Origin of the sequence: Allobosea sp. TAB14 (assembly GCF_052113865.1) — a bacterium.
Taxonomy (GTDB): Bacteria; Pseudomonadota; Alphaproteobacteria; order Rhizobiales; family Beijerinckiaceae; genus Allobosea; species Allobosea spartocytisi.
Window position 1 is genome coordinate 1 of record NZ_JBFRDQ010000065.1, and the last position, 20,193, is coordinate 20,193.

Genomic DNA, 20,193 nt, shown 5'->3' on the forward strand with positions numbered 1-20,193 from the left:
CGCCTGCATCGACGAGGTGGCGCAGGCTGTCGGCCGTGCTGCCGCCCGCCGGGCAGAGGATCATCCCGTCGGGCCTGTACTCGGCCAGGGAGTTCAGCACGCGCTCCTGCCGCTCMAGRTYCTCSGCATAGGTGCCGAGCAGGATCGAGCGGCCATAGGCTGCCGTGGCTCCGTCGATCGCCGCCAGAAGCTCGGCGAAATACGGATTGGTGATGTCGTGAAAGCCGACGCCGATGATGTTGGTGCGGTCGGTGCGGAGCGCCGCGGCACTGCGGTTGTAGCTGTAGCCCATCTGGCGCGCGATCTCGCGCACGCGGCCGCGCGTCGCCTCGGCGACCAGCGGGGAATCCCGCAGGGCCAGCGASACCGTCGCCGTCGASACSGASAGATGGTCGGCGATGATCTGAAGAGTGACGCGGCTGCGGCCRGCGGGGGGCGTGGGGCTTGGCGGGGACGGGCCGTCGGCGTTCATCAGGGGTCCAGGTCAAGGGCTGGCCTCGTCAAGCGTCCCGAAGCCAGTCGTTTCGTCGATATCTCTGCCGTTCGCATACTCATACAGACAAGCAGGAGAATATGAAAATGAGCGCTGGCAAGGAAGCGATCGGCTTTATCGGCGTCGGGCTGATGGGCCAGGGCATGGCCGCCAATCTGGTCGCGAAGGGCTTTCCGCTGACCGTGATGGGCCATCGCAACCGCAAGCCGGTCGAGGATCTTGTTGCGGCCGGCGCCGTCGAGGCGAAGACGCCGGCGGAGCTGGCGGCGCGCTCGGACATCATCTTCCTGTGCGTCACCGGCTCGGCGCAGGTCGAGGAGGTGCTCAAGGGCGAGAACGGCATCATCGCCGGGGCGAAGCCCGGCACGATCGTGGTCGATTGCTCGACCTCCGATCCGACCGTCACGGTCCGGCTCGCCGCCGAGCTCGAGGCCAAGGGGTTGCACCTTGCCGATGCGCCGCTCGGCGGCACGCCGGCACAGGCCGCGCAGGGCCAGCTCTCGGCGATGATCGGCGCCGCGCCCGAGGTGTTCGCCCGGATCAGGCCGGCCTGCGAGGCCTGGGCGCAGAAGATCGTCCATCTCGGTCCCGTCGGCGACGGGCACAAGATGAAGCTGATCAACAACTTCCTCTCGATGGGCTATGCCGCGATCTATGCCGAAGCGCTGACGCTCAGTCAGAAGATCGGCATCACGCCGCAGACCTTCGACAGTGTGATCCGGGGCAGCCGAATGGATTGCGGCTTCTACCAGACCTTCATGCAATATGTGCTGGAGCGCGACCGCGACGCGCACAAATTCACCCTCGTCAACGCGTTGAAGGATGTGCGCTATCTGGAAGGCGTCGCCAATGCGGCCGGCGTCGCGAACCCGATCGGCAATGCCGTGAAGAACAGCTACGCCACCGCCGTCGCCAGCGGGCGGGGCGGGGATTACGTGCCGATGATCTCGGACTGGATCGCGGAACTCAACGGCGTCTCGCTCGCCGCGAAGGGGTGACGCTTCAGGGGTTTGCCAGCAGCCGCGAGAGGCTGTCGGAGAGGCCGGTGCTGCCGACGGGGGCGGGGAGGGCGAAATCGCCGCTCTGCGGTTTCGCCGGCGGCTCTCGCAGCGTTTCGAGCAGCATCGTCACTCCGGCCTCGGCCGAGCAGATCACCGGCACGGAGACATGCGGCTGGACGCGCGCGGCAAGGCTGGCGAGCCCGGCTCCGCCGAGGATGACGGCGCCGGCACCGTCACGCGCCACGGTTCGGTTGCAAGCTTCCGCGAGCAGGGTGACAGAGCCGTCGGGATCGCGCGCGATGTCGGCGCCGGTYGGCGCCACGGTCTCGACCGCGGCGAGCCGGCCAGCAAGCCCGAGCGAGCCGAGGAACTCCCGCAGCATCGGCCCCCAGCGCTCGCCGCCGGTCACGATCGAGAAGCGTTCCGCCTGCCGGGCCGCGAGCCGGCTGCTGGCCTCCGCCATGCCGATCACGGGCACGCGCGCCAGCTCCTTGAGGGCGAGGAGGCCGGGATCGCCGAAGCAGGCGAGATAGACGCCGTCGCAATCCGCGCCGTGCTCGGCGAAGGCGTCGAGCGCCGCATGGGCCGCGATGGCGGCGGCGCTGCGGCTGGCGATGTATTGCGCGCCGAAGCGGCCCGTGACCGGGACGAGCGTCGTCTCCGGCGGCAGATGYGGCTGGATAGCCCGCACGACCAGCGCCGTCATCTCCGGCATCGTATTCGGGTTGATGAGGAGGAGGCGCATCTGGGCTTTCGGGGAAGCGTCGAGAGGAGGCAGGGCGGGCTGCTCGCAGCCCCGGTGAGCTCAAGCGCCGGCACCATAATGCGGATCCAGGCGGCCGTCAGCTCAGCCGTGGCCATGGCCTGCCCCTTGGGGCGATGATGCGCCTAGAAGCGATCGGCCGCGAAGGGCTTGAGATCGCAGAAGGGTGGGGTGCCGGTCATCGCTTCCGCCAGAAGCCGACCGGTGGCCGGACCCAAGGTGAAGCCGTGATGAGCGTGGCCGAATGCAAACCACAGGCTGCGATGCCGGGGAGCCCGGCCGATGATCGGCAGCATGTCGGGCAGGCAAGGGCGCGCGCCGCGCCAGGGCTCGGCATCGAGACGCTGGCCGAGCGGCATGATCCGCCGTGCGATCTTCTCCGCGCGATCGAGCTGCCAGGTGTCCGACGGCTCGTCGCGGCCAGCCAGCTCGATGCCGGTGGTCAGGCGAATGCCGCGCTGCATCCGGCTCAGAACGAAACCCGCCTGCGCATCGCAGAGCGGATAGTGCGGCGTCGATTCGTCCGCGGCGGCGTAATGCATATGATAGCCGCGCTTGAAGCCGAGCGGGAAACGATAGCCGAAGCCTTTACAGACATCGCCTGACCAGGGCCCAAGCGCGACGACGACCTCCGAGCCCCGCCAGGTTCCGGCATGGGTCGGGAGGTGCCATTCCGCGCCTTCCTGACGCAAGGCGAACGCATCCGCCTTCGCCAGCGCGCCGCCGCGCGCGGAGAAGAGTTCGGCATAGGCGCGCGTCACCGCGCCGGGATCGCGGACCGTCACCGGATCGCGCCAGTGCACGGCGCCGGCCGCGGCATCGGGCAGCAAGGCAGGCTCCAGGCTGCGTAGGGCCTCAGGCTGGAGCACGTCATAAGCAAGCCCGTAGCCACTCAGCTCTGCCGCCGTTCGAACCGCCTGGGCGAGGGCGCGCGGGTCGCGATAGAGCTCGATCCAGCCCTCGCTCCGCATCAGCGCCTCCGTGCCGGCGGCTTTCGTCCAGTGCCGGTGCTCGTCGATGCTGCGCTCGATCAGGGGCAGGACGGCGCGGCCCAGCCTGTCGAGTCGGTCCGGCGCCGAGTTCCACCAGTAGCGCGCCAGCCAGGGCGCCATCCGCAGCAATGTCGCCGGCCGGTAGCGCACGGCGATGGAGCGGTTCGAGGCGAAGGCGGCGAGTGTCGCGAGATCGCGGGGAAAGGCATAGGGAACGACGGAAGAGCGCTCGATCAGCCCGGCATTGCCATGGCTGGTTTCGGCTCCCGGCTCGCCGCGATCGACCAGCAGGACGGTGCGGCCGCGCTCCTGCAGATGCAGGGCGGTGCTGACGCCGATGATGCCGGCCCCGAGCACGATGACATCCGCCTGTCCTGTCGCCATCGCCATCGCCAGTCGAATCCGTCCCCGAAAGCCCATGTTCGGGGCATAGCCGAGCCCTAATTGAATCGTCTTTGCAAGCCGTTCACCGACATCAAGATGCGCGAGGCGACCGCCTTCGCCGTCAACCGGAAGGAGATCCTGACCAGCCTCTCTGGCGGCAATCTCCTCGCGGCTAATATGTGGGGGGCGTGATGGCGCTGACGATCTCGCTCGGCTCGTCGGCTGCATTGCGGAAGCGGTGCGGTTCGCGGCTGTCGAAATAATAACCATCGCCGGGGTGCAGGATCGCCGTCCGGCCCGAGACGGTCACCTCGACCGCGCCGCGGATGACGAGGCCGCCCTCCTGCGCCGAATGAAAGAAGGCCTCGCCCGTATCGGCCCCGGGAGCGTAGGTTTCATGCAGCATCAGCATCGAGCGATTGGGAAATCCGGTCCCGATCACGCGGTAGGAAATGGCGTCCGCACGACCGATTTCCGCCATCTCCGCAGCTCGGCAGAACGGATTTGGCGGCGACACCGCATTAAAATCCAGAAAAAAGCCCGATAGGGTCGTGCCGAGCGCGTCGAGCACCGCATGCAGCGTGTCGAGGGACGGGCTGATCAGGTCCCGCTCGATCAGCGAAATCGAAGAGTGGGACACGCCCGAGCGCAGGGCGACGGCGCGCACGCTGAGCTTGCGGCGTTGGCGCAGCTCCCTCAACCGGTCGCCGATCTTCATGGAAGGCCTCCTTCACGCGGGCGCCGCATCTGAGCGCAATTGGTGATTATCTTCAACACGCCCGGGCGCCCTCCTTGCGTCGCTGCCATGCGGCGGGGAAGCTTGCCGCCCATTCCCGCCCACTGGAACAAGCCGCATGCCCAACTCCGCCCCCGCCCTGGACGCCCGGATCACGCGCATCAAGGCCCCCCAGCGCAGCGCCTGGAGCGACAACACTCCCGTCGAGACCACGGTGAAGGCCGTTCTGGATCGTGTGCGGCGCGATGGCGACGACGCTCTGCGGCATTATTCACGCGAGTTCGACAAGCTCGATATCGAGGCTTTCGAGATCACGCCGGCGGAGCGCGCCGCTGCGCTCGACGGGCTCGAGAAGCAGACCCGTGCCGATACCGAATTCGCCATCGAGCGTGTGCGAGCCTTCGCCGAGGCGCAGCGCAAGACGCTGCTTCCCCTGGAGATCGAGGCGCTGCCGGGGCTGCATCTCGGCCATCGCATCATTCCGATCGCGCGCATCGGCGCCTATGTGCCGGGCGGACGCTATCCGCTGCTCTCGGCGCCGATCATGACGATCGTGCCGGCCAAGGTCGCCGGCTGCGACGAGGTCGTCGCCTGCCTGCCCCCGGGAGCGCATCCGGCGATGATCGCGGGCTGTCACCTTTCAGGCGCCGACCGGATCTTCCGCGTCGGCGGCGCGCAGGCGATCGCCGCCATGGCCTTCGGCACCGAAAGTATCCCCGCGGTCGACAAGATCGTCGGCCCGGGAAACGCCTATGTGAACGAGGCCAAGCGGCAGGTCTTCGGCCTGGTCGGCATCGAYCAGCTCGCCGGGCCGAGCGAGATCTTCGTCGTCGCCGACGAGACCGGCGATGCGGTGACGATCGCGGTCGATCTGCTGGCACAGGCGGAGCATGACGTGCGCACCCGCGTCGGCCTGATCACCACGGATCGCGGCCTGGCGGAGAAGGTGCTCGTCGAGATCGAGCGCCAGCTCGGCAACCTCTCGACCGCGCCGGTCGCCGCCGCGGCCTGGCGCGACTATGGCGAGATCGCCGTCTGTGCCGATGAGGCGACGATGCTGGCCTATTCCGACCAGATCGCCGCCGAGCATCTGGAGGTGCATACGCGCGATGCGCATGCAACGGCCGCGAAGTTGCGCAATTACGGCTCCATCTTCATCGGCGTCGCCGCAAGCGTGGTCTATTCGGACAAATGCTGCGGCACGAACCACACGCTGCCGACCATGGCGGCCGGGCGCTATACCGGCGGCCTCTGGGTCGGCTCCTACCTCAAGACCTGCACGCATCAATGGCTGGACGAGCGTGGCGTCGCGGCCGTGGCCCCGCCGGCGATGCGCCAGAGCGCCAGCGAGGGGCTCGAAGGGCACCGCCGCGCGGCGGCGCTGCGTCTGGCGCCCGCGCAATTGTTGAGCGAGATCGGCGCCTGATCAGCAAGAAGATTTCCGTAGCGTGATGCTGCGAAGCGAGGTCCAATACGGACAAGGTAGCCGGCATTCCGCGAGGGGCGGAGCAGCCGGATCAGAACGGGAGAAGACCATGACATCGTTGAAGGCCCTATTCGCAGGCTCGACGCTCGCGGCGGGACTGATGCTCGCCGGCCTCGGCACGGCGGCTGCCCGCGACCTCACCGTCGTCTCCTGGGGCGGCAACTACCAGGACGCGCAGCGCAAGATCTACTTCAAGCCCTTCGCCGAGAAGACCGGCAAGCCGGTGCTCGACGAATCCTGGGATGGCGGCGTCGGCGTCGTCCAGGCGAAGGTGAAGGCGGGGACGCCGAACTGGGACGCCGTGCAGGTCGAGGCCGACGAACTCGCCATCGGCTGCGCCGACGGCCTCTACGAAAAGCTCGACTGGAACAAGCTCGGCGGCAAGGACAAGTTCCTGCCGAGCGCCGTCAGCGATTGCGGCGTCGGGGCGATCGTCTGGTCGACGCTCTTGTCCTACGATTCCGAGAAGCTGAAGACCGCGCCGACCTCCTGGGCGGATTTCTGGGACACCAAGAAGTTCCCGGGCAAGCGGGCCCTGCGTCGCGGGCCGAAATATGCGCTCGAATTCGCGCTGATCGCCGATGGCGTCGCGCCGAAGGACGTCTACAAGGTGCTGCGCGACAAGGGCGGCGTCGACCGCGCCTTCAAGAAGCTCGACGAGATCAAGTCCGATATCGTCTGGTGGGAGTCGGGCGCGCAGCCGCTGCAACTGCTGAAATCCGGGCAGGTCGTGATGACCTCGGCCTATAACGGCCGCATCAGCGGCATCAACAAGACCGAGGGCACCAAGTTCAAGACCGTCTGGCCGGGCAGCATCTACGCCGTCGACAGCTGGGTGATCCTGAAGGGCAGCCCGAACAAGGACCAGGCGATGGATTTCATCGCTTTCGCCAGCCTGCCGGAAAACCAGTCCAAGCTGCCGCAGGATATCGCCTACGGCCTGCCCAACAAGGCCGCCGCGGCCGCCGTCCCGGCCGACCTCGCCGCGGACCTGCCGACCGCGCCGCAGAATCTCGAGAATGCGATCGCGATCGACGTCGACTACTGGAACGACAACATCGAAGACCTGACCAAGCGCTTCAACGCCTGGGTCGGCAAGTAGGTCGGCAAGCGGATCGGCGAGCGGGGCGGCCAGCAGCCGTCTCCGCTTCGCCGTGCTTCATGCAGAGAGCCCCGGGCGCGCCACGTGCGTCCGAGGTCGCTTCAGCCGATCGCCCGGTGTGGCATCGTCCTTGCGAAGGGCTCCTCGCCGCGGCCACGACGGCTTCGCCTCATCCGTCACGAGAAGATTGATCCTTTGCGAGATTCGAATCCGTTCATTCATTTCGAGGCCATCAGCAAGGTATTCGGCACGGTCACGGTGGTCGATTCGCTCGACTTCCATGTCGCGCAGGGCGAGTTCGTCAGCCTTCTCGGCCCTTCGGGCTCGGGCAAGACGACGCTTCTGATGATGCTCGCCGGCTTCGAGACCCCCACCGGCGGGAGCATCCATGTCGATGGGCGGCGTGTCGAGCATCTGCCGCCGCACAAGCGCGAGATGGGCGTSGTCTTCCAGAACTACGCCCTGTTCCCGCATATGACGATCGCCGAGAATGTCGGCTTTCCGCTCAAGATGCGCGGCGTCGCCMGGGCSGARCGCGAGGCRAGGGTGAAGCGCGCGCTCGAKCTGGTGCGCCTSRGCCATCTCGCCGACCGCMRGCCCTCGCAGCTCTCCGGCGGCCAGCAGCAGCGCATCGCKYTSTCSCGCGCCCTCGTCTACGAGCCCAAGGTCGTGCTGATGGATGAGCCGCTGAGCGCGCTCGACAAGCAATTGCGCGAGCATATGCAGCTCGAGATCCGCGCCTTGCATCGTGAACTCGGGCTGACGGTCATCTTCGTCACGCATGATCAGGGCGAGGCGCTGACCATGTCGGACCGTGTCGCCGTGCTCAACCGCGGCAAGATCGAGCAGTTCGATACGCCGTCGGGTCTCTATGACAGGCCGCGGACACGCTTCGTCGCCGAGTTCATCGGGGAGACGAACCTGCTCGCCGGGCGCGTCTCCCAGCGCCAGGGCGAGGCCGCGACGATCCTGCTCGCATCCGGTGCGCGCGTGACCTGCGACAGCGCGGCGGCCTTCGAGACCGGCCACGACGTGATGATCTCGGTTCGTCCGGAAATGCTGCATCTCGTGCAGGATGCCGACGCTGCCAACGCCTTGCCGGTGACGATCGAGGACCATGTCTATCATGGCGATCACATCCGCCTGCACCTCGCCTGCGGCGAAAGCCGGCTCGTCGCAAGGGCCGGGCGACGCGATGCGGCGCCGCCGATCGGCAGCAAGGCATTCGCCAGCTTCGCCCAGGGCGATTGCTCGCTGGTGGCGCCATGAGCGCGCGCCTCAAAGCCCTGCTGCTGATCCTGCCGCTGGTGATCTTCCTCGGCCTGTTCTTCCTCTGGCCGCTCTGGATGATGGTTTCGACTGCGGTGCAGGGCGGCACCGTGCGCCTGGCCTTCCCCCAGACGGCGATCGCGATCGCGAGCTGGGACGGCAGCGGCCCGCCGCCGGCCCCGCTGCAGGCGGCGCTCGTCCGGGATTTGCGGGCCGATACGCCGCAGGAACGCTTCGGCGATGCCGTGCGAACCCTCAACAGCCAGCAGGCCGGCTTCCGCACGCTTCTCCCGCGCACGGCGCGTGCGGTGCGGGAGAGCGGCGAAACCGATGCGATCGATCTTCAGGCCGTCGATCCGCGCTGGAGCGATCAGGGCTATTGGCTGGCGCTGAAGCGCAGCATGCCGGCCTATACCGACGCCAACCTGCTGGCGGCGGTCGACCTCAAGCGCAATGACGAGGCGCGGATCGAGCCGGTCGAGCCCGATTTCGCCGTCAACCGCGCGATCATGCTGCGCACCTTCACCATCGCCACACAGGTCACGCTGCTTTGCGCCGCGATCGGGCTGCCCTTCGCGATGCTGGCGGCGAGCGTGWCGGGCTGGAAGCGCAATGCGCTGCTCATCGCCGTGCTGCTGCCGCTATGGACCTCGTTGCTGGTGCGCACGGCGGCCTGGCTGATCCTGCTGCAGGATAACGGGCTCATCAACCAGATGCTGCGGGCGATCGGGCTGATCGATTCTCCGCTTGCGCTCATCTACAACCGCACCGGCGTGCTGATCGCGATGACGCATGTGCTGCTGCCGCTGATGGTGCTGCCGATCTATGCCAGCCTGATCGCGATCCCGCGCAATCTGATGCCGGCCGCCGCCGCGCTGGGCGCCGCGCCGCTGCAGGCCTTTCGCCACGTCCTGCTGCCGCTCGCCATGCCGGGCCTGCTCTCGGGCTCGCTGCTCGTCTTCATGGTGGCGCTCGGCTACTATATCACCCCGGCCCTGACCGGCGGAGCGGGCGACCAGATGATCAGCTCGGTCATCGCCTTCTACGCCACCGGAACGGCGAAYTGGGGSATGGCGGGYGCGCTCGGCCTGTTCCTGCTGGTGCCGACGACCGTGCTCTACATCSTYTACRRCCGGCTCTCGCGCACGCCGCTGGTGCMGRCATGAGCGTCGCGGCGGTTCGTCCGGGCAGTGCGGCCTTCAACGCGCTGCGGCTCGCCTTCGGGGCTCTGGCTGTCGCCTTCCTGCTGCTGCCGCTGGTCGCGATCCTTCCGCTGGCCTTCACCGACAGCGTCTTCCTCGTCTACCCGATCAGCGGCCCCTCGATGCGCTGGTTCGGGGCGCTGGCGGAAAGCCAGGCCTGGACCCGCGCGATCGTCAATTCGCTGATTATCGGTACGGGCGCGACCGTCGTCGCGACGGTGATCGGGACGTTGGCGGCGCTCGGCCTGAGGCGTGAGCTCGTGCCCTTTTCGGGGCTGCTGCGCTCGATCTTCCTGCTGCCGATGGTGGTGCCGGCGGTCGTGCTCGGCGTCGGCATGCAGATCCTCTATGCTCGTATGGGGCTGGCCTCGAGCTATCTCGGGGTGATCATCGCGCATGCCGTGCTGTGCGTGCCCTTCGTCCTCGTCAATGTCTCGGGCTCGCTCGCCAGCATGGACCCGGCGCTGGAGCGCGCGGCGGCCAGTCTCGGCGCCTCCCCGGTCAATGTCTTCCGGAACGTGACCCTGCCGCTGGCCATGCCGGGCATCCTCACCGGCGCGGTCTTCGCCTTCGCCACCTCGCTCGACGAGGTGGTGATCACGCTGTTCGTCGCCGGCCCCAACCAGACGACGCTCGCCCGCCAGATGTTCTCCTCCCTGCGCGAGAACATCAGCCCGGCCATCGCCGCAGCCGCCTTCATCATCATGATCCTCACCTTCCTCCTCCTCTTCGCCGTGAAGGGAGCTGCGCTTGTCCAGGCACTGCGCCGGAAGCGGGGGATCGAGGGCAGCTAGGAGTGTGGCCTGCGGCGTGATCGTGCGGATGCAGGTTGCGAACCGGGTTCACGCTTTTCAGCGGCGAAGCCAGGTGCGGGATCGTGGAGAGCCGAACTCCACAAGCTCCGTGAAGGAGATGGTGCCCCTGGCCGGGATCGAACCAGCACTCCTTGCGGAACTCGATTTTGAGTCGAGCGCGTCTACCAATTCCGCCACAGGGGCCCCGACGGGCCGGGGGACTATAGCGATCGATCGATACCGGTCAATCGCCGCGGCGGCACGGCGAAGAGGTTTTTCGGTCCCGGCGCAGGATGGCGACGTTTCGGCCTGTCGAAGCCGTTGCGCCACCGGCCGACGCATGCTCTAGAGCCGGATGATTTCAGACGGGATCACAGGGCGATCCCATCTGAAATCTGAATCCGTCTCTCACCAGGGAGTTAGAGCAGGATTTTCGCGAAAAACCGGTTCCCGCTTTTTCGCATCCTGCTCCAGAGCCGCCATGCTGAAGCGCCTCTACGAATGGACCATGTCGCTGGCCGCCCGCCCCCGGGCCGAGCTGTGGCTCGCGGTCGTCGCTTTCGTCGAGAGCTCCTTCTTCCTGATCCCGGCCGATGTGCTGTTCGTGCCGATGGCGCTGGCACGGCCGATGCGCGCCTATCGGCTGGCCTTCATCGCGACGCTGTTCTCGGTGCTGGGCGGCATCATGGGCTACGCCATCGGCTATTATGCCTTTGAGGCGCTGGCGAAGCCGGTGCTCGCCTTCTACGGCAAGCTCGATGCCTTCGACACTCTGCGCGCCTGCGCCGGCCCCGACACGACGCTGATCCTGCTGACGACCTCGGGGCTGGCCCATCTGCCGCCGATCAAGGTGGTGACGATCCTGGCCGGCGCGGTCCATATCGGTCTGACCTTCTTCGTCGTCTCCTGCATCCTTGCCCGCGGGGCGCGCTTCTTTGCGCTCGCCTTCCTGCTCAGGCGCTATGGCGACACAATCCGCCACTTCATCGAACGTCGCCTGAAAGTGATCGCCGTCGTCGCGGCCGCCGTGCTGATTCTGCTTTATTTCGGCCTCAAGCTGGTCGCAGGGTCGGGACAGCTTCTGTCCTGCTGAGCCGACGCCAATGACCAGTTCGACTTTCGAGACCGTCCCCGACCGGAGCCGGATGCTGACGCCGCTGCGGCTCATCGGCGCGATCGGCCTCATCAGCGCCGCCCTGATCGCCGGTGCCTGGTATTTCCAGCTCGTGCTCGGGCTGGTGCCGTGCAAGCTCTGCCTTGAACAGCGCGTGCCGCATTACGCCGCCATCGGCCTCGCGCTCGCCGCGTTGCTGCTGGCCCGCTCAGCGCGGCTGCAATGGCTGGCGCTGCTGGTACTGGCGGTGCTGATGGCCTGGAGCGCCGGGCTCGGCGTCTATCATTCCGGCGTGGAATGGGGCTGGTTCCTGGGGCCGAGCGATTGCGGTGGCGGCTCTTCCGCTGCGGCCGGCGTCCAGGACTTCATGAAGCAGTTGCAGAGCGTGCGCGTGGTCTCTTGCGGCGAGGCGGCGTGGCGCTTTCTCGGCCTGTCGCTTGCTGGCTGGAACGCCGTGGTTTCGGCCGGGCTCTTCCTACTCGCGGTCTTCGGGCTGACGCGACGCGCCTAGGTCGCGGGTCCGGCGCGGTAGCCTCTTTTCCGGAACCCGCATTCCGCTTTCCGGGCCGGGCTCTAGAGCATTTCCGCGTTTCTCTGAAGCGCGGAAATGCTCTAGCTCCTTGTTTTTCTGCATTTTCTTCACGCGAACCGGCATCCACTTCGCTCGAAAATGCTCTAGCGAAAGAAGGTCCAGAGCAGGCTCTCGCTCAGTTCCTTGAGCGCCTCGACCGCATCGGGCCGTTCGCGCGCGACGGCCGCGATCAGCGCATCCGCCAGGGCGAAGACCGCGGTCGGCGAATTGGGCAGGAGATGGCTGCGGGCGGGGGCAAAGAGCGTGACGTCGGCGATCGGCGTCAATGGCGAGGTCGGGCTGTCGGTGAGTGCGAGCACCCGGGCGCCGCGCTTCTTGGCGAARCTCGCGAGATCCAGGGTCGCGCGGGAGTAGCGCGGCACCGAGATCGCCACGACGAGATCGTCGGGGCCCGCCGACATCATGTGCCGGATGGCGCGCTCAGGCCCGGTGCGGGATGAGGCGAAGATGACATTGGCGTCGAGATAGAGAGCCAGCCCGTCCTCGAGGAAGGACGCGACATGGTGGCTCGCGCCGGACGCCGCGATGAAGACGCGCGGCGCCTTCAGCAGCAGTTCCACCGCCCGCGTCACGGCGTCTTCCGAGAGCCCGTCGCGCGCGGCCTGGAGGTTTCCGGCCTGATCGGCAAGCGCGGTCGCGAAGGTGGCGAAGCTCGAGCCGGCCTCGGCGCGGGCGCCGGCGAAGCTGTCGACCGGGGCATGGGCGAATTTCAGCGCCGCCGAGAGCGCGCCGCGAAACTCGCCATAGCCGCCATAGCCGAGCGCCCGGACGAAGCGCGTCACCGTGGCGTTGGAGGTGCCGCTGCCTTCCGCCAGCCCCTCGATGGTCATGGTCGCGACGTCGAGCGGATGCTGCAGCACGAAATCGGCCGCACGGCGATGGCCGCTGCTGAGCGACGGGTAGATCTGCGCGATCCGGTTCGAGAGATCCGTCGACGGCTTCAAGCCCTGGGACATGTGCCTCCGACCGGTTGACGTTCAAAAATTTTCATGTTTGCTACTCGACGAAAATAAACCTGTCAAAACGACAAGCGGGAGCGGTTATCGTCATGCGCACATCCTTGTTCCGCGCGGCCCTTGCGGTTGCGTGCCTGTCCACCACGGCGGTCTCCGCGCAAACCCTGCGCATTGCGCTGGCCTCCGAGCCGACGGCTGTCGATCCGCATTATCACGACCTCACGCCGAACAATGCGCTGGCTCAGCACATCTTCGACTCGCTGGTGCGCCAGGACGAGCAGCAGAAGCTGCATCCCAGCCTCGCGGCTTCCTGGGAGAATGACGGCAAGAACCGCTGGACCTTCAAGCTGCGCGACGGCGTGAAATTCTCCAACGGCAAGCCCTTCACGTCCGAGGATGTGGTCTTCACCTTCTGCCGCACGCTGAAGAACGAGACCAAGGTCTCGGATTCCTTCGCAGACGTCACCGGTAATTTCGCGGCCGTCGAGGCGCCCGATCCGCAGACGCTGGTCATCACCACCACCAATCCCGAGCCGCTGCTGCCGAACCTGCTTTCGGCGCTCCCCATCCTCTCGGCCTCCATCGTCGAGCACGGCCCGATCAGCTACGACGTCGCCAAGAACTGCGGCGTCACCGGTGCTTGGCCGACGGTCAGCGGCTTCAATGACGGCACGCTCACCATCGGGACCGGCCCCTACAAGCTCAAGTCCTATGTGCGGGGATCGGCGATCGAGCTCGAGCGCAACCCGACCTATTGGGGCAAGGCCGAGCCGTGGGCGACGGTCCGCCTGCTGCCGGTGACCAATGCCGGCCCGCGTCTCGCCGGCCTCCTCGCGGGCGATTACGACGTGATCGAGAACCCGGCGGCGCGCGACCTCGGCCGGATCAAGGACGACAAGCGCTTCGGCCATGTCATCACCCCCTCGACCCGCGTCGTCTATTTCCAGCTCGACGTCGCCCGCGACCAGAGCCCCTTCGTCAAGTCGGAGGACGGCAAGAACCCGCTGAAGGACCTGCGTGTCCGCAAGGCGATGTCGCTGGCCATCGACCGCGACGCCATCGTCAAGCGCATCATGGACGGCGCGGCCGAGCCGGCCTACCAGTACCTGCCGACCGGCATGTTCGGCACGCAGGCCAAGCCGGAGAAGCTCGCCTATGACCCGGCGCAGGCGAAGAAGCTTCTCGCCGAGGCCGGCTATGCCAAGGGCTTCCAGCTCACGCTCTCGACCACCAACGACCGCTACATCAACGACAGCCAGATCACCCAGGCCGTCGCGCAGTACCTGACCCAGGTCGGCATCAAGGCCGAGGTCGATGCGATGACGCGGGCGATCTACTTCCCGCGCCGCGCCAAGAAGGAATTCTCGGTCGCGATCGGCGGCTGGGGCTCCGGCACCGGCGAGGCTGCGTCGTTCCTGCGGCAGTGGCCGCCGACCCCGAACGAGGCCAAGACGCTGGGCGGCTCGAATTACGGCGGTTACAAGAACGACCAGTTTGACAAGGTCATCCGCGAGGCCGTCACCACGCTCGACGACGCCAAGCGCGACCAGCTCCTGCAGGAAGCCGGCAAGCTCGTCCTCGCCGACTACGCCTTCATCCCGATCCATTTCGAGAGCGGCATCTGGGCCTTCAAGTCCGATCTCGACGTCACGGGCCGCGCCGACCAGTACATGCTGGCGATGTCGGTGAAGCCGAAGGCGAAGTAAGCACCCGGCCGAGAGGCCCATCGACAAACCGGGCCGCCCGTGGAGGGCGGCCCGTGAACCATTGAGCGGAGCCGGTCGAGCATCATGACCGCCTATGTCCTGCAGCGACTGATCCAGAGCATGCTCGTGCTGCTCGCGGTCTCGGTCGTGGTGTTCTTCGCCGTCTACGGCATCGGCGACCCCGTCGAATTGCTCGTCTCGCCCTCGGCCAGCGCGGCCGAGCGCGAAGCGCTGGTCCGGCGCCTCGGCCTCGACCTGCCGGTCTGGCAGCAATATTTCGTCTTCATGGGCAATGCGCTCAAGGGCGATCTCGGCCGCTCCTTCGTGCATGGCGTGCCGGCGATCGAGCTCATTCTCGGGCGCCTGCCGGCGACCTTCGAGCTCGTCCTGCTCTCGATGACGCTGGCCATCGTCACCGGCGTGCCGCTCGGGCTCTATGCCGGGCTCGACCAGGACAGCCGGCCCTCGCGCATCATCATGGGCGCCACCGTCCTCGGCTTCTCGCTGCCGAGCTTCTGGAAGGGCATGATGCTGATCCTGCTCTTCGCGGTGGTCCTTCACTGGCTGCCGACGGCCGGGCGCGGCGAGACGGTCGAGGTCCTGGGCATCCGGACCAGCCTCCTGACCTGGGACGGGCTCGTCCATCTCGCCTTGCCCGCGATCAACCTCGCCATTCCCCAGATCGCGCTAATGACCCGCCTCGTCGCGGCCGGCACGAGCGAGGCGATGACGCAGGACTACGTCAAATATGCCCGCGCCAAGGGTGTCAGGCCGCGCCGCGTCGTGGGGCGGCACGTGCTGCGCAACATCCTGATCCCGGTCGTCACCGTCGTCGGCATCGAGTTCGGCAGTCTCGTCGCCTTCTCGACGATCACCGAGACGGTCTTCGCCTGGCCCGGCATGGGCAAGCTCCTGATCGACTCGGTTTACCAGCTCGATCGGCCGGTGGTCGTCGCCTATGTGCTCTTGGCGACGCTGCTCTTCGTCACCGTGAACTTCCTCGTCGACATCCTCTATGCCGCGCTCGACCCGCGCGTGAAGCTGACCGGAGAGATGGCATGAGCGCCCCAGCGAAAGCTCCCGCCGTCCCGGCCTATGCCGATACGCCGCTGCGCGAGAAGGTGCTGCGCCGCATCCGCAGCCGGCCGACGACGCGCGGCGCCGCGATCCTGCTCGGCATCATGGTCGCGCTGGCCCTGCTCGCGCCGGTCATCGCGCCGCAGAACCCGCATGACCTCGCCTCGCTCAGCGTGATGGACAACCGCCTGCCGCCGGGGGATGCCGGCATGAACGGCATGACCTACTGGCTCGGCACGGATTCGCAGGGGCGGGACATGCTGAGCGCGATCCTCTACGGCCTGCGCACCAGCCTGATGGTCGGACTCACCGCGACGCTCGGCGCGCTCTTCATCGGGATTTCGGCCGGGCTGGTGGCCGCGCAGTTCGGCGGCGTGGTCGATGCCGTGATCATGCGCGTCGTCGATTTCATGCTCGGATTTCCCTCGATCCTGATCGCGCTCGTGCTGCTCGCCTCGATCGGACGCGGCGTCGACAAGGTCATCCTCGCGATCGTCTTGGTGCAATGGGCGCAATATGCCCGGCTGATGCGCGCCTCCGCGCTGGTCGAGCGTCGTAAGGAATATAWCGAGGCCGCGCTGAATTTCGGCCTGCCGACCCGGCACATCATGATCGCGCATCTGCTGCCGAACTCGGTCGGCTCCGTGCTGGTCGTCGCCTCGATCAGCATCGCCGGCGCCATCACGCTGGAGGCGACGCTCTCCTTCCTCGGCGTCGGCGTGCCGGTGACGCAGCCCTCGCTCGGCCTGCTGATCGCCAATGGCTTCGAATTCCTGCTCTCCGGCGAATACTGGATCGCGGTCTTCCCCGGCATCGCGCTGGTGCTGCTGATCGTCTCGCTCAACCTCGTCGGCGACCGGCTGCGCCGCAGCTTCAACGTGCGCTCATGAGTGACCCCTTGCTCGATGTCCGCGGCTTGCGGACCGTCTTCCACGCGCTCGACGGTGCCTGGCCCGCCGTCGACGGCGTCGATCTCAGCGTCTCGCGCGGCGAGGTGCTGGGCTTGGTCGGAGAGTCCGGCTCCGGCAAATCGGTGACCGGCTTCTCGCTGGTGCGCCTCATCGATCCGCCGGGCGAGATCGTCGCGGGGACGGTGAGCTTCGGCGGCGAAGACCTGCGCGCTGCATCCGAGGAGCGTCTGCGCGACTTGCGGGGCGACCGCATCGCGATGATCTTCCAGGATCCGCTGATGACGYTGAACCCGGTGCTCAGCATTGGCGAGCAGATGAGCGAGGCGATCCTGGAACATCGCGACTGCAGCCGCGAGGAAGCGCTCGGCGAGGCCGCCAAGGCGCTGGCCCGTGTCGGCATCTCCTCGCCGGAAGCGCGACTGAAACAGTTTCCGCACGAGTTCTCCGGCGGCATGCGCCAGCGCGTCGCGATCGCGACCGCTTTGCTCAATGCGCCCGACCTGATCATTGCCGACGAGCCGACCACGGCGCTCGACGTCACCATCCAAAGCCAGATCCTGTTCGAGGTGCAGAAGCTCGCCCGCGAGACCGGCACGGCGGTGCTCTGGATCACCCATGATCTCGCGGTCGTGGCCGAGCTCGCCGACCGGGTGGCGGTGATGTATGCCGGCCGCGTCGTCGAGATCGGGCCGGTGGACGAGGTGCTCGATCAGCCGCGCCATCCCTATACGCTCGGCCTGCTCCATTCCTCGGCCGCCAATGTTCTGCCTGGCGAGCGCCTGAACCAGATCGACGGCGTCGCGCCGCGTATCGATGCCCGGCCGAGCGGCTGCCCGTTCCGGCCGCGCTGCCCGCGCGTCCAGCCGGTCTGTGCCATCAGTGATCCTGAGACGACAGGCGTGGGCGCACATCGCTTCCGCTGCCACAATCCGGTGCAGGTGGGAGAAGCGGCATGAGTGCTTCGGCAACCGCCCCGATCATCGAGCTCAATGGCATCACCAAGCATTTCCGCCGCAAGCCGACGCTGGCGGAACGCATCCTGATGGCGACCGGGCGCGGCAAGGCGCCGCCGGTGCTGCGCGCCGTCGACGGCATCGATCTCAGCGTGAAGCGCGGCGAGGTGCTCGGCCTCGTCGGCGAATCCGGCTGCGGCAAGTCCACGCTGGCCCGCGTCGTCACCGGCATCCTCAAGCCGACGACCGGCGAGGTGGTCTACGAGCAGCAGCCCGTGGCGGGCCTGAAGGGCAAGGAGCGGCTCGATTTCCTGCTGAAGGTCCAGATGATCTTCCAGGACCCTTACGCTTCGCTCGACCCGCRCATGAAAATCAGCCGCATCGTCGGTGAGGCCTTGAGCGTCCACAAGCTCCTGCCGAAGGCGGAGATCGATGGGGCGGTCGACCAGGCGCTGAGCGAGGTCGGGCTCGATCTCGCCTATCGCGAGCGCTATCCGCACCAGTTCTCGGGCGGACAGCGCCAGCGGATCGGCATTGCTCGGGCGCTTGCCGTGAAGCCGGATTTCCTGGTCTGCGACGAGCCGGTCTCGGCGCTCGACGTCTCGATCCAGGCGCAGGTCATCAACCTGTTCATGGATGTGCGTGAGCGCCATGGCCTGACCTATCTCTTCGTCAGCCACGATCTCGGCCTCGTCCGCCATATCAGCGACCGCGTCGCGATCATGTATCTCGGCCGCATCGTCGAGGTCGGTACGGCGGCTGATATCTTCGCCGAGCCGGCGCATCCCTATAGCGCAGCGCTGATCGCGGCGATTCCGTCAGCAGCGCGGCGTAAACGCGCCTTCCAGCCGCTCAAGGGCGAATTGCCCTCGCCCCTGGCGCCGCCGCCCGGCTGTCCGTTCCATCCGCGCTGCGAGCAGGCCATGCCCGTCTGCCGCGAGGTCCGTCCGGTCCTCGCCGAGATCGCGCCCGGCCGCAGCGCCGCCTGCCATCTGCACAAGGCTCCGGAGGCCGCATGATCACCACCACCCTCAACCCGGCGGTCGGCCGCGGCGCGCTGCCCTTCGTCGATGGCTTCCATCCCGGCCGGCCACTCGTGGTGAACTTCTATCGGCCGGCGGGTCACCGGCCGAACGATCCGGTCATCGTCGTGCAGCACGGCATGCTGCGCAATGGCGACGATTACCGCGATTTCTGGATCGATGCGGCCGAGAAGCACAACCTGCTGATCGTCGCGCCGACCTTTCCCGACGAGGCGTTCCCCAAGGCCGAGAGCTACAATAACGGTCTTGTCGTTTCGGAGGACGGGACTATCGCTCCGCGCGGGCAGTGGCTCTACACCGTGCCGGAACGCGTGCTCGACGCGCTGCGTGCCGGCGGCGCGATCGACAAGCCGGTCATCCGCATCTTCGGCCATTCGGCCGGCGGCCAGTTCGTGCATCGCATGTTGGCGATCGAGGGCGGCGAGCTCTTCGCGGCGGCGATGGCCTCCAATCCGGGTTGGTACACTTTGCCTACGCTGGAGCGCCGCTTCCCGGAAGGGCTCGGTGGGCTCGGGCTCGACCGGGAGGCGCTGGCGCGCTGGCTCGCCTATCCGATGATCCTCTTCGCCGGCGACCAGGACATCGTCACCGACGACCCCAACCTGCCGGCGCAGCCTGAGGCGCTGGCGCAGGGACCGCACCGCTACGGCCGCGCCCATTTCATGCTGGACTTCGCGCGGGCCGAAGCCGCGCGGCTCGGCACCGCCTGCAACTGGAGCCTCATCACGGTCGCAGGTGTCGGCCATGACGGGGCTGCGATGTCGCGCGCGGCCGCGGCCTACTGGTTCGAGGGCCGGATACCGGAAGTCGAAGAACTGAAGCCTCAGGGCGCGGTGGCCTGAGCCTTCGGGTCGGTAGAGCCGGGCGCCTCGGTGCCCGGCCGTCGCGAGCGCCGGGCGATGCCGGCCTCTACGGCTCTGGTCTCGCCAATGCGACGGAATCGCGCAGGACGAGCTCGAAGGGCATGATCTTGCGGATGGGTCCGGGGACCTTCCCCTCGATCAGGTCGATCAGGATCAGCGCAAGCTCCTCGCCTGCGCTGCGGATCGAGGTCGCTGTCGCCGTCAGCGACGGCACGAAGTCGGCCGCGCTGAAGCCTCTGACGCCATCGTCGTGGCACACCACCGATACGTCGGTGCCGACCTTCAGCCCGTGCTCGCCCAGGGCGCGATAGACGCCGCGCGCCTGGAAAACCGAACCACACAGGAAGGCGGTCGGCCGTTTCGTGTCGGAAAGCCGACGCATCGCGGTCTCGTAGCCCGTCGCTTCGGTCATCGAGACGAACTCGATCGCATCCGGCGGCGGGGTCAGCCCGCGCGCGGCGAAGGCACGCCGGAAGCTCGCCGCGCGCGCTGCGACATATCGGAACTGCGCGAGGCCGTTGATCGCGACGATGTGCCGATGCCCGTAATCGAGGAGCAGGGTCGTCAGGCGCTCGAAGGCGTTGTCATTGTCCGTGTCGACGAAGGAATAGGGCTCCTCCACCTCGCTGCGCCCATGCACGACGAACGGCAGGCGAAGCTCGTTCAGCAAGGCGATGCGGGGATCGTCGACAAGGGGGCGCGTGATGATGATGCCGTCGACCGCCTTCGACGAGGCGAGCCGGCGCAGGACGGCGG

General features: G+C 67.3%; 21 protein-coding genes and 1 tRNA gene. 15 read left to right on the forward strand and 7 right to left on the reverse strand.

Features of this window, described 5'->3' with window-relative positions; translation table 11 throughout:
* A partial coding sequence (locus AB4Y99_RS11935) for a LacI family DNA-binding transcriptional regulator (RefSeq protein WP_441523470.1) occupies positions 1 to 472 on the reverse strand: 472 nt, incomplete at its 3' end.
* Between AB4Y99_RS11935 and AB4Y99_RS11940 the strand changes: the two genes are divergently transcribed.
* A complete protein-coding gene (locus AB4Y99_RS11940) occupies positions 445 to 1,491 on the forward strand; it encodes an NAD(P)-dependent oxidoreductase (RefSeq protein ID WP_441523471.1) in 1,047 nt (348 codons plus the stop codon). The genes AB4Y99_RS11935 and AB4Y99_RS11940 overlap by 28 nt on opposite strands.
* A gap of 4 nt (positions 1,492 to 1,495) precedes the next feature.
* Here AB4Y99_RS11940 and AB4Y99_RS11945 read toward each other — a convergent pair whose 3' ends face one another.
* Together AB4Y99_RS11945 and AB4Y99_RS11950 are read right to left on the reverse strand one after the other, a co-directional pair.
* On the reverse strand, positions 1,496 to 2,239 hold the full coding sequence (locus tag AB4Y99_RS11945; RefSeq protein ID WP_441523472.1) for an aspartate/glutamate racemase family protein: 744 nt from the start codon (positions 2,237 to 2,239) through the stop codon (positions 1,496 to 1,498).
* A gap of 143 nt (positions 2,240 to 2,382) precedes the next feature.
* Entirely contained in the window at positions 2,383 to 3,633 is a 1,251-nt protein-coding gene (locus AB4Y99_RS11950; RefSeq protein ID WP_441523484.1) for an NAD(P)/FAD-dependent oxidoreductase, read from the reverse strand.
* A 60-nt stretch (positions 3,634 to 3,693) separates the two neighbouring features.
* Between AB4Y99_RS11950 and AB4Y99_RS11955 the strand changes: the two genes are divergently transcribed.
* Complete coding sequence (locus tag AB4Y99_RS11955; protein WP_260368441.1) at positions 3,694 to 3,825, forward strand: hypothetical protein; 132 nt, start codon at positions 3,694 to 3,696, stop codon at positions 3,823 to 3,825.
* Here AB4Y99_RS11955 and AB4Y99_RS11960 read toward each other — a convergent pair.
* Positions 3,806 to 4,351, reverse strand: a complete 546-nt coding sequence (locus tag AB4Y99_RS11960) for a cupin domain-containing protein (protein ID WP_038363650.1) — start codon at positions 4,349 to 4,351, stop codon at positions 3,806 to 3,808. The genes AB4Y99_RS11955 and AB4Y99_RS11960 overlap by 20 nt on opposite strands.
* Before the next feature lie 136 nt (positions 4,352 to 4,487).
* Here AB4Y99_RS11960 and hisD point away from each other — a divergent pair, with 136 nt between their 5' ends.
* The 5 genes from hisD (at position 4,488) to AB4Y99_RS11985 (ending at position 10,222) form a co-directional block, all read left to right on the forward strand.
* Positions 4,488 to 5,795: a histidinol dehydrogenase gene (gene hisD / locus AB4Y99_RS11965; protein WP_112763601.1), complete on the forward strand. Its 1,308-nt coding sequence runs from the start codon at positions 4,488 to 4,490 to the stop codon at positions 5,793 to 5,795.
* 160 nt (positions 5,796 to 5,955) lie between these two features.
* A complete protein-coding gene (locus tag AB4Y99_RS11970; RefSeq protein WP_051988178.1) occupies positions 5,956 to 6,957 on the forward strand; it encodes an ABC transporter substrate-binding protein in 1,002 nt (333 codons plus the stop codon).
* Positions 6,958 to 7,152: 195 nt separating this feature from the next.
* Positions 7,153 to 8,226 (forward strand): ABC transporter ATP-binding protein, encoded by a 1,074-nt coding sequence (locus AB4Y99_RS11975; RefSeq protein WP_441523473.1) that lies wholly within the window; start codon positions 7,153 to 7,155, stop codon positions 8,224 to 8,226.
* Positions 8,223 to 9,392, forward strand: a complete 1,170-nt coding sequence (locus tag AB4Y99_RS11980) for an ABC transporter permease (protein WP_441523474.1) — start codon at positions 8,223 to 8,225, stop codon at positions 9,390 to 9,392. Before AB4Y99_RS11975 ends, AB4Y99_RS11980 begins: the two co-directional genes overlap by 4 nt.
* Positions 9,389 to 10,222 (forward strand): ABC transporter permease, encoded by an 834-nt coding sequence (locus AB4Y99_RS11985; RefSeq protein ID WP_441523475.1) that lies wholly within the window; start codon positions 9,389 to 9,391, stop codon positions 10,220 to 10,222. Before AB4Y99_RS11980 ends, AB4Y99_RS11985 begins: the two co-directional genes overlap by 4 nt.
* Positions 10,223 to 10,341: 119 nt before the next feature.
* Here AB4Y99_RS11985 and AB4Y99_RS11990 read toward each other — a convergent pair.
* A tRNA-Leu gene (locus AB4Y99_RS11990) sits at positions 10,342 to 10,426 on the reverse strand.
* Positions 10,427 to 10,703: 277 nt separating this feature from the next.
* Here AB4Y99_RS11990 and AB4Y99_RS11995 point away from each other — a divergent pair.
* Both AB4Y99_RS11995 and AB4Y99_RS12000 read left to right on the forward strand, forming a co-directional pair.
* Complete coding sequence (locus AB4Y99_RS11995) at positions 10,704 to 11,315, forward strand: YqaA family protein (protein ID WP_113253678.1); 612 nt, start codon at positions 10,704 to 10,706, stop codon at positions 11,313 to 11,315.
* 10 nt (positions 11,316 to 11,325) lie between these two features.
* Positions 11,326 to 11,847 (forward strand): disulfide bond formation protein B, encoded by a 522-nt coding sequence (locus AB4Y99_RS12000; RefSeq protein WP_441523476.1) that lies wholly within the window; start codon positions 11,326 to 11,328, stop codon positions 11,845 to 11,847.
* Positions 11,848 to 12,011: 164 nt separating this feature from the next.
* Here AB4Y99_RS12000 and AB4Y99_RS12005 read toward each other — a convergent pair whose 3' ends face one another.
* Positions 12,012 to 12,884, reverse strand: coding sequence for a MurR/RpiR family transcriptional regulator (locus tag AB4Y99_RS12005; protein WP_038363658.1), 873 nt, complete (start codon positions 12,882 to 12,884; stop codon positions 12,012 to 12,014).
* 92 nt (positions 12,885 to 12,976) lie between these two features.
* On the opposite strand from AB4Y99_RS12005, the gene AB4Y99_RS12010 reads away from it, so the two are divergent.
* The 6 genes from AB4Y99_RS12010 to AB4Y99_RS12035 all read left to right on the forward strand — a co-directional run bounded on the left by AB4Y99_RS12010 (position 12,977) and on the right by AB4Y99_RS12035 (position 19,416).
* Positions 12,977 to 14,590, forward strand: a complete 1,614-nt coding sequence (locus tag AB4Y99_RS12010; protein WP_441523477.1) for an ABC transporter substrate-binding protein — start codon at positions 12,977 to 12,979, stop codon at positions 14,588 to 14,590.
* Positions 14,591 to 14,674: 84 nt separating this feature from the next.
* A complete protein-coding gene (locus AB4Y99_RS12015) occupies positions 14,675 to 15,652 on the forward strand; it encodes an ABC transporter permease (RefSeq protein WP_441523478.1) in 978 nt (325 codons plus the stop codon).
* Positions 15,649 to 16,557 (forward strand): ABC transporter permease, encoded by a 909-nt coding sequence (locus AB4Y99_RS12020; protein ID WP_441523479.1) that lies wholly within the window; start codon positions 15,649 to 15,651, stop codon positions 16,555 to 16,557. Before AB4Y99_RS12015 ends, AB4Y99_RS12020 begins: the two co-directional genes overlap by 4 nt.
* Complete coding sequence (locus AB4Y99_RS12025; protein ID WP_441523480.1) at positions 16,554 to 17,534, forward strand: ABC transporter ATP-binding protein; 981 nt, start codon at positions 16,554 to 16,556, stop codon at positions 17,532 to 17,534. The genes AB4Y99_RS12020 and AB4Y99_RS12025 overlap by 4 nt, the downstream gene beginning before the upstream one ends.
* Positions 17,531 to 18,550: an ABC transporter ATP-binding protein gene (locus AB4Y99_RS12030; RefSeq protein WP_441523481.1), complete on the forward strand. Its 1,020-nt coding sequence runs from the start codon at positions 17,531 to 17,533 to the stop codon at positions 18,548 to 18,550. Before AB4Y99_RS12025 ends, AB4Y99_RS12030 begins: the two co-directional genes overlap by 4 nt.
* Positions 18,547 to 19,416, forward strand: a complete 870-nt coding sequence (locus tag AB4Y99_RS12035; RefSeq protein ID WP_441523482.1) for an alpha/beta hydrolase — start codon at positions 18,547 to 18,549, stop codon at positions 19,414 to 19,416. The genes AB4Y99_RS12030 and AB4Y99_RS12035 overlap by 4 nt, the downstream gene beginning before the upstream one ends.
* Before the next feature lie 67 nt (positions 19,417 to 19,483).
* On the opposite strand, the gene AB4Y99_RS12040 is transcribed toward AB4Y99_RS12035, so the two are convergent.
* Positions 19,484 to 20,193, reverse strand: a 710-nt coding sequence (locus AB4Y99_RS12040) for a substrate-binding domain-containing protein (protein ID WP_441523483.1), incomplete at its 5' end; no start/stop codon positions are given.